This window comes from Alistipes senegalensis JC50 (assembly GCF_025145645.1).
Taxonomy (GTDB): Bacteria; Bacteroidota; Bacteroidia; order Bacteroidales; family Rikenellaceae; genus Alistipes; species Alistipes senegalensis.
The window spans coordinates 1192127-1206880 of record NZ_CP102252.1 but is presented as its reverse complement, the minus strand read 5'-3'; the positions used below and the strand labels follow the sequence as shown (position 1 = coordinate 1206880).

10 protein-coding genes and 1 pseudogene are annotated in these 14754 nt (G+C 52.8%); 10 read left to right on the top strand and 1 reads right to left on the bottom strand.

All coding sequences use genetic code 11. The annotated features are described in order from the left end of the window. The first annotated feature begins 212 nt into the window (after positions 1-212). The 8 genes from NQ519_RS04680 to NQ519_RS04645 all read left to right on the top strand — a co-directional run bounded on the left by NQ519_RS04680 (position 213) and on the right by NQ519_RS04645 (position 8285). Positions 213-518, top strand: a complete 306-nt coding sequence (locus NQ519_RS04680) for a helix-turn-helix domain-containing protein (protein ID WP_026076827.1) — start codon at positions 213-215, stop codon at positions 516-518. After that, positions 508-1731: a primase-helicase family protein gene (locus NQ519_RS04675; protein ID WP_019152323.1), complete on the top strand. Its 1224-nt coding sequence runs from the start codon at positions 508-510 to the stop codon at positions 1729-1731. The genes NQ519_RS04680 and NQ519_RS04675 overlap by 11 nt, the downstream gene beginning before the upstream one ends. A 182-nt stretch (positions 1732-1913) precedes the next feature. Continuing rightward, complete coding sequence (locus NQ519_RS04670) at positions 1914-2867, top strand: toprim domain-containing protein (protein ID WP_019152324.1); 954 nt, start codon at positions 1914-1916, stop codon at positions 2865-2867. Positions 2868-2949: 82 nt separating this feature from the next. Beyond that, positions 2950-3303 (top strand): plasmid mobilization protein, encoded by a 354-nt coding sequence (locus NQ519_RS04665; protein ID WP_019152325.1) that lies wholly within the window; start codon positions 2950-2952, stop codon positions 3301-3303. Further along, entirely contained in the window at positions 3293-3781 is a 489-nt protein-coding gene (locus NQ519_RS04660; protein WP_227901018.1) for a relaxase/mobilization nuclease domain-containing protein, read from the top strand. The genes NQ519_RS04665 and NQ519_RS04660 overlap by 11 nt, the downstream gene beginning before the upstream one ends. Positions 3782-4227: 446 nt before the next feature. Beyond that, positions 4228-4368: a hypothetical protein gene (locus NQ519_RS04655; RefSeq protein WP_229108299.1), complete on the top strand. Its 141-nt coding sequence runs from the start codon at positions 4228-4230 to the stop codon at positions 4366-4368. 21 nt (positions 4369-4389) lie between these two features. After that, a complete protein-coding gene (locus NQ519_RS04650; protein WP_019152326.1) occupies positions 4390-5019 on the top strand; it encodes a hypothetical protein in 630 nt (209 codons plus the stop codon). A 1241-nt stretch (positions 5020-6260) separates the two neighbouring features. After that, complete coding sequence (locus NQ519_RS04645) at positions 6261-8285, top strand: beta-L-arabinofuranosidase domain-containing protein (protein WP_147513250.1); 2025 nt, start codon at positions 6261-6263, stop codon at positions 8283-8285. 101 nt (positions 8286-8386) lie between these two features. On the opposite strand, the pseudogene NQ519_RS04640 reads toward NQ519_RS04645, so the two are convergent. Then, a pseudogene (locus NQ519_RS04640) lies at positions 8387-9480 on the bottom strand (IS4 family transposase). Positions 9481-9615: 135 nt separating this feature from the next. Here NQ519_RS04640 and NQ519_RS04635 point away from each other — a divergent pair. Both NQ519_RS04635 and NQ519_RS04630 read left to right on the top strand, forming a co-directional pair. Next, complete coding sequence (locus tag NQ519_RS04635; protein ID WP_044118873.1) at positions 9616-10761, top strand: aldose epimerase family protein; 1146 nt, start codon at positions 9616-9618, stop codon at positions 10759-10761. Then, positions 10751-14698 (top strand): hybrid sensor histidine kinase/response regulator transcription factor, encoded by a 3948-nt coding sequence (locus tag NQ519_RS04630; protein ID WP_083871187.1) that lies wholly within the window; start codon positions 10751-10753, stop codon positions 14696-14698. The genes NQ519_RS04635 and NQ519_RS04630 overlap by 11 nt, the downstream gene beginning before the upstream one ends. The last annotated feature ends 56 nt before the right edge of the window (positions 14699-14754 follow it).

The window sequence follows — 14754 nt, the reverse complement described above, 5'->3', positions numbered from 1 at the left end:
GAGCGGAATCTTTCTGTCGATATTCCCTGCACCGATGAGGTGTAGGGATTTTTTGTTTGGATTGTGTGCGATTGCAACAGCTTGTAAAATAGCTGTTTCTGAAATTGTTTTCCGGGGCAACGGCGGTGATTTGATTGCAAAAACAGGTGCAGGGGAAGCACCAGCTATATTCGCTGCCGAACCTGCTGTTGGGTTCGATAAAAGATCGAGTTATGGACCTGAAACAATTGTATGAAATGGGCGGTGACGTGCATGTCACCGTCCGTTTGGAGGATCTCCGGCAATGGCATCGGGAGTTGACAGCGGCCGTCCCGTCGCCTTTGGTCTCGCCAGCCTTGCCGCAAACGGGCGAATTGTACACGCGCAAGCAGACCATTGCCTTGTTGGGTATTGACTCCTCTACGCTTTGGCGCTGGGCAAAGAGCGGCTATCTTGTTCCTGTGGAGTATGGCGGGCAGCGTCGTTATCGTGTGGCGGATGTGCAACAAATCCTGAAAGGAGGCCGTCATGACCGCTAAACGGAAGGAGACCGGCGCGGCCTATCTTCGCGTGGGAACAACCATCTACAAGCGGGTTCAGCAGCCGTTGAGCAGCGGCCGGAGCATCGAGATCCTCCTGGCGTGGAATGTCGAGACCCTGCGCCAGGATTTCGGGAAGGATTACCTGGCCCGCATTCCGAAGTACGACGGATTCTGCACGGTTCCCGACCACACGAACTACCGGCGGGAGATCCACGGCTTTCTGAATCGTTACGAACCGATCCCCTTCCAGCCGGCCGAAGGGGATTTCCCGCACATCCGCGGCTTTCTGTCGCACATCTTCGGCGAGCAGGTCGAGATGGGGTATGACTATCTGCAGCTGCTCTACCTGCGGCCCTTGCAGAGGCTGCCCGTTCTGCTGCTGGTCTCCAGCGAGCGCAATACAGGCAAGACCACCTTTCTGAATCTGCTGAAACTGATCTTCGGCGGGAATGTCACCTTCAACACCAACGAGGACTTCCGTTCGCAGTTCAACGACGACTGGGCAGGCAAGCTGCTGATCTGCGTGGATGAGGTGCTGCTCAACCGCCGCGAAGACTCCGAACGGATCAAGAACCTCTCGACGGCCCGCAGCTACAAGGCCGAGGCAAAGGGGCGCGACCGCCGGGAGGTGGAGTTCTTCGGGAAGTTCGTGCTGTGCTCCAACAACGAGCGCAATCCCGTGCTGATCGAGGCGGCGGAGACTCGCTACTGGGTGCGGCGTATCCCGCCGCTGACGCACGACGACCAGCAGCTGCTTGCCCGGATGCAGACTGAAATCCCGGGGCTGCTGTTCTTTCTGCAACGACGCACGCTCTCGACCCGCGAGGAGAGCCGCCTGTGGTTCTCCCCGCGACTCTTGGCGACGGAGGCCCTGCGGCGGATCATCCACTACAACCGCAGCAAGCCCGAAGCCGAGATGCTGTCGATCATCCGCGACATCTTGGATGGCGAGAAGCTGGAGGAGTATCAGTTCGACGTGAGCGACATGGTGAACATGCTGGAGATCCGCGGCATTCGGGTCGATCATCCCACCGTGCGGCGGACACTGACCGAGAGCTGGCAGCTGCGGCCGGCACCGCCGACCTACTACCAGCGCTATACGATCACCTACAATGGGTTGACCCAACGCCAGGAGAGCAAGACGGCACGGATCTATACCGTCACGCGGAAACTGCTTGACGAACTGCTGAACGATGTCTCCGGTCTGTAAGATTGTTGGAAGCAAAGGATATTCGGCTTATTCTCTGCTTCTTACATTTCTTACAAATCCTCTTACAAAATCTTACAACGCTTACGGGCTTACGGCACCGACTGCCGTGTAAGAACGTTGTAAGACGACAACCTTTTCTTTCACTGCGTTTTACGCGGTTTTCTCAACAAACTTACAGAAAAATGAATACCACCCCATATGCTCCCCGGGTCCCCATCCGGGAATATCTTGCCCGCCGCGGCATTCTGCCCCGGTACGAACGAAACGGCTACAGCATGTATCTCTCGCCCCTGCGCGAGGAGCGCACGCCGAGCTTCAAAGTGAACTACCAGAAGGATCTCTGGTATGACTTCGGGATTGGTGAGGGCGGCACGCTCCTCGCACTCATCATGCGACTGGAACAATGCAGCCGCAGCGAAGCCTTCGAACACCTGCAACACGCGGCCGAAGGTGTCGTCAGCCTCCTGGCCGCCCGCATCTGCAAGCGATATGCTCGGCCGACCGAGAGCCCGAATTCCCAACCGGCGCTCCGTATCCTTTCGGATGCACCGCTGCGCCATCCGGCCCTATTCGGATATCTTGCCTCACGCGGCATTGTACCCGGAATTGCGGCGGCATATTGTCGGGAGGTACGCTATCAGGTCCGCAACCACTGCTTTTTCGCCATCGGCTTCCGGAATGACTGCGGAGGCTGGGAGCTGCGGTCCGAACGCTTCAAGGGAAGCTCTTCGCCCAAACAGATAACGACCGTCGATCACCAGTCCGACAAGGTGATTGTCTTTGAGGGATTCATGGACTTCCTCGCCTGCCTCTCGATGAAGCACCCCGCACCGTTCGGGATCGACGCCACAGTTCTGAACTCGGTGGTCAACCTGCCGAAGGCGCTTCCTTTCCTCGAACGGCATCCGACGATCCATGCCTTTCTGGACAACGACGAGGCGGGTCGTCGTACCCTCGCCGAACTGACCCGTCGGTGTCCTCGCAGCCAGGTGATCGACCATGCGCATCTCTATCGTGATTACAAGGATCTCAACGACTTTTGGATCGCCCGCAAACGGCTTCGGAATGATTCGGAAGAGACAAAGACCGAATCCCGAAAACCGCAATTACGACCCAAGGGAGGAATGAAGGTTTAAGGGATGCAAGTTTGTGTTTTTGTCAGCCAAAAACCGGCCGCAAGGCCCTATCCCGATGGTCTCAACTCGAAAATTTCAATCCATGAATACACCGAAGAAAGGAGGCCGTCCGCCTTTGGGACGTGCCCGAAAACAGGAGTACCGCATCACCCTGCGGTGCAACACTGCCGGCAACTTCAAGCTCCGCGCCCTGGCCCGTGCGGCAGGTATTCCGCGCACCGAGGTGCTGCGGCAACTGATTCTCAACGGCTCGGTCCGCGAGCGGCTGCGGAGTGAGCATCTCGAATGGCTCGCCCAACTCAAGAGGCTTGCCCGCAATCTGAACCAGCTGACCCGGCTGGCCCACGCCCAGGGATTTGCAGCCGTTGCCGTGCGACATGCGACGCTTCAGGCCGAGCTGGTGCGGATGATCGAAGCCCTGCGCCGTGATCGGTAAGGTCATTTCGGGAGGATCGTTCGGCGGCACGGTCGGCTATGTGATGAAGGAGCAGTCGCGCGTGCTGGAGGCTCGGGGTGTCGAGCCGCCCGGTGTGCGGGAGATGGTCGAGGATTTCGAGGATCAGGCGCGCCTCAATCCCCGTCTGCAGCAGAACGTCGGACATATCTCCCTCTCGTTTTCGCCGGAGGATGCCCCGAAGCTCACCGACGAGCGGATGACACAAATTGCCCGGGAGTACATGCAGAAGATGGGCATCACCGATACGCAATACCTTTTGGTGCGGCACCTCGACCAGCCCCATCCCCATTGCCATCTGGTCTACAATCGCGTAGGTGATCACGGGCAGACCATTTCCGACCGCAACATCAAGCTCCGCAATGCGAAGGTGTGCCGCGAGCTGACCGAACGCTTCGGGTTGCATCTGGCACCGGGCAAGGAGGCCGTCTGGCGGGAGCGGCTACGCGAGCCCGACTGAACCCGGTACGAGATCTACGGTGCGTTCAAGGACAGCCTGCCAAAATGCAGGAACTGGAACGAACTGGAAGAGAGATTAAAGGAACAGGGCATCAATGTCCGCTACAAGTATTGCGGTTCTACCAGCCAAAAGCAGGGCGTTCTGTTCTCGAAAAACGGGCTGGAGTTCTCCGGCTCGAAGGTTGACCGGGCCTTCAGTTTCTCGAAGTTGGATCGCCACTTCGGACAGGCACAGCAGCGGCATACGACCCTGATGTCAGGACTCAAGGCGGCAGCCGGGAGCTTCCGGGCTGCTTTTGCAGGTCTGTTCGGAGGCGGCGCTCCTTCTCCGCAGCGGGAGGCGGTGGAGGAGGCGGAAGCCATGGCGCAGGATCGGTGTCGCTCGGCAGCGCCGGGTCGATTCCGCTGCCGCCATTCGACTCTCCATTTGCTCTTTCACTCGAAATGATGCAGCGACGCGAGGGTGAGAGCCCCGAGGAGCATATAGCCCGTATTACGGCGCTGATCAACAAGGCGGCCGAGGCGATGGCCGTAGCCTTGATGGAACGCAAGCGCCGCATGGAGGCACGCTCCCGCAAAATCGGATAACAAACCTAAAATACGAGAAAGATGAAAGAGAACACCCTGGAACTCTCCTTTGAGATGTACGAGGAGTTGAAGGAGACCCTTATCAAGACGCTCCGCACGGAGTTGGCCGAAGCCCGATCACAGTCGGCAGCGCCCGTTGATACGGACGCGATCAAGCAACTGCTTCAAGCGATCTCCGATCGGCAGGAGCAGATTAGGAAAGACCTCGGAGCGCAGATTTCGGAGATGGAAGAGAAAGTGGTCGGGATGGAGATTCCCGAGGAGTTGCCGCCGCGGATGGTGCAGCACCGTTTCTCGCTCTCTCTTGACGCAACCCGCAACTTTTGGCTCTTTATGTCGATGTTTGTCGTGATTGCGGTGCAGTCTGTCGGACTCTATTTAGACTGGCGGCCCGACCGAAGTCGGTATGACAACGATCTGAAGTATCGCTATGTGCTGATGAAGGGTGAGGCATCACCGAAACGGCTGTCGGAGTTGGAGGAGTTGTTCGAGGTCGAGCGGGACCAACGACGTATCGACTCAATGCGGCAGGATGTCGAGAAGTACGAACGCTTGGTACGCAGAAGGGCGGCTCTCGACGAGCAGGCGCGGCTGAAAGCTCAAGAGGCCGAACAGCTCAAACGCGACGCAGCAAAGTTAAAAAACAAGTAGCCCTTCCCTTTCTGCCGCAAAGATAAGCCGCCGGACGGACAACGCAAGGTCAGGACGAGTTGCCACCGGCAAACCTTGCGCAAAGTTCCTCCGGCGGCTTCGGAAGATTGTTGCCCAATGAAAAGGGAGGGATAGAAAGAGTAAAAGTCGGGCATGAAAAATCAAAACTGAGGGATGTAAACTAAAGTGAGTTAAGTAAAGAATTTACTAATTTTACAGATACTCTTTATTTATGAATAATTCATTCGAATCGGTGGATTTCAAGATGTAAACTATTGAAAAATAGAATATTGATGGTATGTTTATCCGGTGAGGATAGTGTATTAGCGCCACTATTGGAGATGTGTCCTGGTGGGGAAATAGACAGCCATCTGGAAGGGAGCGAACGCGAGTTCAGCAAACTGCCGTAATGGCCATATGAGCAGTCGGTACAGACTTCAATGGAAGAAGTGATCATAACACTCCCCGTGAGTGCGACTGGATATTTATCTTCAGGTTGTCTGCAAGCGTGAGAAAAACCCTTACAGTTTAGAATCATCTTCTGACAACCTCTTTTATTTGGAGATTTTTGATGATGTTAATAATTTAGGCAGAAGTCGTTTGGGAACATTGGAGGAACCGAAACAATCCCGAAAAATAACTTGTCATGGTTTAGCCCTACCGCTATGGATAAGGAATTTTATCCTATGCTTTACCTCGAATTGACTTGAACTGGGTATCGACCTTTTGTAGACTAAAAAGAAAATAAGCACAGTATTTGCCTGTTTGAAATGTCGTAAGTAAGAGCTACAAAACCAGTAGTTTTCGGTTCATTTGCTAATTTTTTGAATTATGTGTTCCCGTTGTCGTATTGCCGGGCTCTTTTATAATAAGGAGCTCCTTGGGCCCGAAAATACATGCAAACGCTTGGGAAAAAATCTTTCCGCCGCCGGATGCACCTGTCGATGCTCTCTTGGATGAAGAGACTGACTGATGACTGAACACGTTGTGAGACAGTATACACGCCTTTTTGTGCTCGGATTCTTGTAAAGATTGATTGAAGATTGGTGCCCGAAACCGAATGTTTTGTATAATTTTACATAACAAATCCTTGGAATCAGTAACCTTCATAGAGAAAGCAGTGATCTTTTCTTTAAAGTTGCTGAATTTCAGAGTATTATACAAGCCAATCCGTTAGTAAATTAGATGCTTATAAATACATTCTCAAAAAATGTCATCTGCTAAAAAATATTTGGATGATTATGAAATTACAAGGTGTAATAAGATTAATTGCAGTCTGCCCGTTACTTTTATCGCTCGGTATGCCGATAGCATATGGCCAGCCAGTAGCCGATAAACCCGGACTGCAGGAAAATCCCTATCAAGAGTTTTCGTTAGGTGCAATCAAACCGGCCGGATGGCTCGAAGAAATGCTCGTTCGCCAAAAAGAGGGACTGTCTGGCAACTTAGACCGGTTATATCCTCTCGTAATGGGGCCGACAAATGGCTGGCTAGGAGGAGACGGAGATCAATGGGAGCGAGGACCATATTGGATCGACGGTCTGTTACCGTTGGCATACATCCTTGACGATGCAGAACTGATTGCCAAAGTTAAGCCTTGGATCGAATGGACTTTGGCAAGCCAAAAGGAAAACGGGTATTTCGGTCCCGATACCGACTATGAAAATACCATTGTCGGAATCCAGCGTAACAACTGCGGAGATTGGTGGCCCAAAATGGTCATGTTGAAAGTAATGCAGCAATATTATTCGGCTACCGGTGACAAACGGGTCATCGATTTTATGACCAAATATTTCCAGTATCAACTGAAGACACTACCTGTGTATCCTTTGGATCACTGGACTTTCTGGGCGCGTTATCGCGGCGGCGACAATTTGATGTCCGTATATTGGCTGTATAATATTACGGGGGATGATTTTCTGCTGGATCTGGGGGAGATCATTTATTCGCAAACCTTCCCGTTTACTCAAATATTCACCTCACACAACTGGTGGCATACGGGAAGCATGCATTGTGTCAATCTCGCACACGGCATGAAGACCCCGTTAATCTATTACCAGCGCCACCCGGAGCAAAAATATGTAGATGCCGCAAAACAGGGGTTAAAAGATATCAATACCTTCATCAGCGGGCCACACGGAGTTATCATTGGAGACGAGGCGCTGCACGGCAATAACCCGACCCAAGGTTCCGAATTATGTACGGCTGTCGAGATGATGTTCTCTTTGGAGAATATGTTGCAAATCGCCGGAGATCCAGACTATGCATCTCAAATCGAACGCATTGCATTCAATGCACTTCCGACACAGATCTCGGATAATTTCATGACCCGTCAATATTTTCAGCAAATCAACCAAGTCGAAATTTCGATGTGCGACCGAAATTTTGATACAAACCATCATGGAACGACCACCTGTTTCGGATTGTTAAGTGGTTATCCTTGTTGTACATCCAACATGCACCAGGGATGGCCGAAGTTCGTACAAAATCTTTTTTATAAAACAAACGACGGGGGAATTGCAGCCCTGCTTTACTCTCCGTCACAAGTCAAAACAGAGATCAACGGACAACAAATTCTGATCAAGGAAAAAACCGTATATCCTTTCGAAGAAACGGTTCGCTTCCAAATCTACACCGACAATCCTGTCTGTTTTCCCTTTCACCTGCGCATCCCTGAATGGTGTACGGCTCCTGAATTGCACGTGAATGGCAAAAGCATAAAATTGGATAAAATAAAGAACGGTATAGCTGTTATAAAGAGGACTTGGCGAAATGATGATCTGGTGGTATTGAAACTTCCGATGAAGATTCGACTGACGGAATGGTACGAACGCTCCCAAAGTGTGGAGCGAGGCCCTTTGGTCTATGCATTGCGTCTTGAGGAAAAATGGCAGTGGAACGACAATGTTCCCGCAAATGGACGTCTGGGCAAAGGTTTTTGGGAGGTTCATACAACCTCTCCTTGGAATTACGCGTTGATTGCACGAGACCCGGCCAAAATGGAAGAACATTACCGGGTAGCGGTACGCACCGACGTAACATCCTATCCCTGGAATATTTCCGGAGCTCCGCTTGAAATTCGGACGAAGGGCAAGAAAATTCCGGATTGGAATATATATAACGGCTCTGCAGGTCCGTTGCCATACAGTATTCCAGCTGGCCGAGAAATTAAAACGTCAGAAGAAGATATCGTGCTGATTCCTTATGGATGTACAACCTTACGTATCGCGGAATTCCCCATTTTAGGTAAGTATGTCATTAAATGACATACTCATGCTTTAACATAACCCGTTGTGTATTTAGCATAAACGCACAACGGGTTATGCATATTTCTATGATTTTTTTGCAAATTTTTTAAGAATAAATATTAAGTACATGACAAAAATTTGAAGACATCGAATTTAGGTGTGTATGTCGGTCGTAAAATCACGTTTGAGATTTCCTTAAGACCATACTTGACCAACGCTTATCTCTTCTTCCATGCTTCAGAATTTTAATAGGTTTAACGTGTGTATCTTTATGTTAAACAACGAGATGCGTCCATACGAGAGCGATGCGGACCATCGCAGGCAGACGTGCGATGCGCTCTCTGTCTCGCGGGTATGTGTCCTCTATGTTGAAGCCCGAAGATTTTATGGCGCGGAAGGCCGTTTCAATCTCCCAACGCTTTTTGTAGCTCGCGACTCCATCTTCAGACCGGTTGAAACGGATCAGAATCTGAAGCTCGGGCACCCTCTTGATTCGACTTCCGGCAGGATAAACATACTGCCCTTTATGCAGAACGGTTTTGTAGTAGAACTTCTCCTGTCCGACTTTGAGGGAATTAAAGAGCCACCATGCCCTGATTCTTTCTCCTGTGGAGGGCTTGACAATCCAAATGTCCTGCCGGATACGGATGTAGTATCGAATTCTGTTGTCGTTGAGCCATCCAATCCACTCCTTGCCGATAAACTCGCGGTCGGCCACAAGACAGTCGATGCAGCCATGTCCAAAAAGTCGGATGAATCGCTCCATTATAGCCTTGCGTTCCTCCCAATTGGAATCTCCGCGCTTGCCCAACAGGCTGAACAGCAATGGAACGGCAATGTCCTTGTAGGTGACGCCGAGGGTGAGTATATTGATGTTGAACTCTCCGAACTTCCAGTTGGCTCGGTCCATACTCAGAACCCAACCGTCCTTAACAGGAAGCAAAGAGAAGATCATCCTTGCTGCCAGGTTGAGGTTCAAGGCATAGTTGGCGATGAACCGCTGAATGCAGCGCAGATTGGAATCGCGCTCAACCGACGCAGGCATCGCCGAAACCAGTTTGTGAAGGCTCACAGTCTGCACCCCACAAAGTGCATGGAGCATATAAGCCATAAGCTTTATGCGGGCAAGATCCATCGAAATTCCAAAATACTCTTGCATAATCGGGCGGATTTGGCTAACTTTAACCAAATCCTTGGAATCAGTAACCTTCATAGAGAAAGCAGCGAACTTTTCTTTAAAGTTACTGAATCTTAGGGGCTTCTGTAAACATAAACCGTTGATAATTAAATGCTTGGCAATACATTTTCAAAAAATGTCATCTACCAAAATCATAATCATAAAAATCGTATGGCGATCGTGAGACATTGGTATTTGTTGCTGCTGTTGTCAGCGGCTGGGTTATGTTCGTGCGACGGCGGCCGCCTCTCTGTGGTTTCGTCGGATTTCGGGACACTTTCGACCGGAGAGCAAACGACGCTTTATACCTTGACGAACCGTTCGGGCGCAAGGATGACCGTGTGCGATTATGGTGCGCGGATCGTCAGCATTCAGGTTCCGGACCGGGACGGTGTGCTGGGAGATGTTGTCGTGGGGTACGGGGACATTGCATCGTTTGAAAAGGGCGCGGAGCGGTTTATGGGTTGTGTCATCGGCCGCTATGGAAACCGGATCAACCATGCCTCGTTTTCCATCGATGGTCAGAAATACGAACTGGTGCCCAATGAACTGCGGGACGAAGTCCCCGTCCAGTGTCATGGCGGTCCCGAGGGCTTTGACCGCTTTGTTTGGGAGAGTACGCCCCTGCAGGAGAAGGATCGGGTCGGCGTGCGATTCCAGCGTGTCAGCCCCGATGGTGAACAGGGTTATCCCGGAAATCTGAATTGCTCGGTGACCTATTGGTGGACCGAAGAGAATGTCTGCCGCATCGAATATGAGGCGACCACCGACCGCCCGACTGTCGTCAACCTCTCGAACCATACGGTATTCAACCTGAAAGGTCCCGGGGACCGTTATGTCATGAATCATCTGATGCAGGTGGAGTCCGATACGTATGTCCTGGCCAACCGGCAGCTTTGTCCCGACCGGCTCCTTCCGGTGGAGGGTTCGCCGTTTGACTTCCGGCAGATGCGCCGGGTCGATTATCGGTTGGATAACTATGCCGATGAGCAGTTGCGCATCGCCAATGGTATGTCCGGGTGTTGGATCATCCGGGATTGGGACGGGTCGTTGCGGAAGGTCGTGGACCTCTACGCTCCGGAGAGCGGCCGCGGAGTCGTGACCCTGAGTACCGAACCGGCCTTTCTGACCTTTACGGGTCGGACGTTCGATGGCAGTCAGATCGGGAAATGCGGTCCGATGGAAAAGTATTGCGGAATGCTGCTGGAAACATTTCATGTTGCCGATTCGCCGAATCAGCCCGAATTCCCGTCAACTGTGCTCCGGCCCGGGGAAACCTACTCTTCGATAACCGAGTGGCATTTTTATGTCAAGTAGCATGATCCGCCCTTTTTTTGTGTCGTTGACGCTGTTCGGACTGCTGCTCTCCGTCCGGGTTTGGGGTTACGAATTCACCCACCTGACCAAGGACAACAACGGCCTCTCCTATGACGGAATCAGCGCCATCATGCAGGACTCCCGGGGCTTCATCTGGATCGGAACCTACAAGGGCCTGAACCGCTATGACGGAAATACGTTCAAGGTGTACGGAATGTTGGAAATGGGCCTTGACTCCGATTTCGTTTATTCGATTGTTGAAGATTCGGAGGGCAATCTCTGGATCGGGACCGATAAAGGGGTCTGCATGTACAGTTACCGGCAGGATCGCTTCGTTCCTCTGCGTACGGTCAGCTCCGAGGGCTCCGTCATCACCAATAAGGTGACGTTCATCACCGTTGAACCCGACGGCAGGGTCTGGATGCTTGTGAACGATCAAGGCTGTTTCGCCTATGACATTCACCGTGGGGAACTTCACGAATGGCCCTATCGGAAGATCGGATTTTCGGGATTCCGGAAGATGCTCCGGTGCGTCGACGGCGATGTGTGGATCTCCCGCTATCACTCCAATCTTTACCACGCGGACAGTTCGTTTCGGGAGGTACATCCGGTGGTGTTGGGGGATCAGTCGGATTTTTTCGAGGATGACGAGATCGAGGGGCTCTTCTATGCTCCCGACGGCAGCCTCCTCGTTGCCAGTATGAAACGGGGGCTCTCCGAAGTCGATCTGGTTGCGAAACGTGTCGAGGTGCTGTTGGCGTTGCCCGAGAACTCGCTATTGCAACATGCCTTTCTGGAGAACGACCGCAATGTCTGGCTGTCGACGTCGAAGGGTGTCTGGCGTTACGATCTGCTTACGGGAGAGTCCCTGTGCCTGCGGAACGACGAGATGGACATGTTCTCGCTGTCCAACGATTATACCACCTGCACGTTCGTGGACAAGGACGGCGGCTTGTGGGTTGGGACGAAGGATGCCGGGGTCAATTATTCGGGCCCGAGCCAGAACAATTTCGAGAAACAGTATCTTGCCGACGGCGAGTCGTTGGAGAATGTCCTGGTCAGCGGCTTTGCCGAGGATGAAGCGGGGCGGATCTGGGTAGCCACGGAGGAGAAGGGGCTGCTGGTCTACGATCCGCAGGCACACCGGACCTCGAAATACCGGCTTGAGGGGATTCCGTCAAGAATCTGCTCGATTTGCTATGACGACGGATATTTGTGGTTCGGAACGCGGGTCGGACTGTTCCGTCTGGATATTGCCGCGAACCGGCTCAAGGTCTATGGCGTTCTGAAGCGGGTGCAGGGCGTGAACGATCCAAATGTCTACATGATTTACAAAACTTCGGACGGAGAGATCTTTGTGGGTACGACGTTGGGGCTTTTCCGATATGAACGGTCGTCAGACTCGTTTCTTGAAATTCCGGCGTTCGACGGTATTTTCACCACCTCGGCGGTCGAGGACCCGCTGCATCCAGGGGTTGTCTGGTTCTCTAGCTATGCGAACGGGGTCTATTGTTGGGACTCCATCTCGGACAAACTGGTCAATTACGACGCTTCGTCGGGTTGCGGACTGACCAATGACAAGATCTGCTCGATTTTCATCGACCACAAGGCACGGATCTGGGCTGTGGGCTTCAGTATTGGGGTTGCAATGTTCGACCGTGAAAGCGGACGCTTCACGGTGTATGACCGCCGCAACGTCCAGGCACTGACGTCCGATGTCTTTTTCAAGGCGTTGGAGGATAAGGCCGGGAACCTGTGGCTTGCCTCCGACGAGGGCCTTGTGGAGTTCAATCCCGAGATCGGCGGCGGATATGTCTATACCCGTATCGATGGTCTGCTGGATTCGAAGTTTACGAACAGCGCCTTCCGGAGCGCCTCCGGAGACATGTACTTCGGATCCGACAATGGCTTCATCCGATTCAATCCCGAAGCGCTGCCGAGAACTTCGAACATTCCCTCCGTGGTGTTGTCCTCCATGCAGATCGGCGACCATGAAGCCCGGTTTGCGGAGAACCTCGATCTCATGTCGAAGATTTCGCTCGATCGCGAAAACAATTCGTTCGGGTTCAATTTTTCGCTGCTCGGGCTTTCGGCTCCCTTCTCGAACAAGGTTCAGTGTCTGCTGGAGGGGTATGAGAGCTCCTGGCGGGACATTGCCGCTACGAAATCGGTCTTTTATTATAATGTACCTCCCGGGCAGTACCGGCTTCGGGTACGGGCTCAGTCCGATGAGAAGTGGATGGAGGTACGGCCGCCGCTTGTGATTGCCGTACATCCGGGCTTCTGGGCCTCGGTTCCGGGGGCGATGTTGGTTGTTCTGATCGTATTGGTCGTGTTTTTGCTCTGCGTGCTGGTCATTCAGCATCGCCTCCGGCTGCGTAAGGAGCGCGAACAGGAGGCTTATCAGAAGGCCAAGGACGAGGAGATGTTCCATGAAAAGATGAATTTCTTTTCGCATGTCATCCATGAGATCAAGACGCCGCTGACGTTGATCAAGACGCCCTTGAGCAATGTGATGAGCCGGTGTGCAGATGAGGAGAACCAGCACGACCTGAACGTTATGTACCGTAGTGCGGAGTACCTCTCCAAGCTGGTGAACGAACTGCTGGACTACGTCCGCATCGAGCGGATGGGCTATGCGCTCAAGTGCGAACCCGTCGATTTCCTGGAGCGGCTCCATTCGTTGCTGTTCAGTTTTGCGGATGTCGCCCGGGACCGCAATCTGACCATCGAGGTGCAGGCTGATCTGGAACAGGCGGTCGTATATGCCGATTCGGCCGCTTTGGATAAGATCCTGAACAACCTGCTGCTCAATGCGATCAAGTATGCGGAGACGAGTTTGACCATCTGCGTCCGTACGGACGAAGGACGGGTTGTGGCTGATTTCATCAACGACGGCCCCGGGATCCCGAAGGAGTATCGGGACGAGATTTTCAAGCCTTTCGTCCAGTATCAAAACGATTCGACTCCGGTTTCAGGCGGTGTGGGAATCGGTTTGCCGCTGGCCAAGAATCTGGCTCGGATGCATTCCGGCGATCTGATCTTATCCGGGCGTACGGACGTGACGGACTTCGTGTTGACCCTGCCGATGGTCGATTCCGAAGAGAAGACGCCCGAGATGGGGGGTGAGGAGCTTTTCGAGGAGGAGAAGAAGACGGGACCGGAACTTCCCTGTATTCTGATCGTGGACGACAACCGCGAATTCCGCGAGTATCTGGCCTCGAAACTCGCCGAGAACTATGCGATCCTCATGGCTCCGACGGGTGTCGAAGCCTTGAAAATCCTCAAGGAGAGCGATGTGGACATGTTGTTGACGGATATCTCCATGCCCGGAATGTCCGGCCTCGAATTGTGTGCGAAGGTCCGCGAGGATATTGAAATTTCGCACATCCCGGTCCTCATCATCTCGGCCCGCGGTTCCGTACAGTCGAAAATCCAGGCGATGCAGGCCGGAGCGGACCTCTATATCGAGAAGCCTTTCGACCTGCAGTACCTCGTTTCGAGTATCGAGAACATCCTCGACCGCCGGGTACTCCTGCGCAATGCGCTGGAGCAGGGAGTCTCGGGAATGGCCGTCGACATGTTCGGACTCCCCAGAAAGGATGAGGAGTTCCTGGAGAAGTTCAGCTCCATCATCCGCGAGAATCTCGGGAATGCCGAACTCTCGAACGAATTCCTGGCCGAACAGATGAATATGAGCCAGTCGACCCTGGTGCGTAAGATCCGCAAATTGTTGAATACGTCGCCGAACAACTATGTCCGTTCGATGCGGATTGCGGCCGCTGCGGAGATGTTGAAGAATTCTCACGGAAACAATATCTCCGAAATCTGTTATTCGGTCGGTTTCTCGAATCTCTCCTACTTTACCAAATGCTTCAAGGAGAAGTACGGTAAAACCCCTACTGAAATTGTACGGGATCAGGCCTCCGAGCAGTAGATTGTGGCTTGGAAGGCCTTCTGGCGGGCATTGATTGGAATTTTGCATCTTTTGCA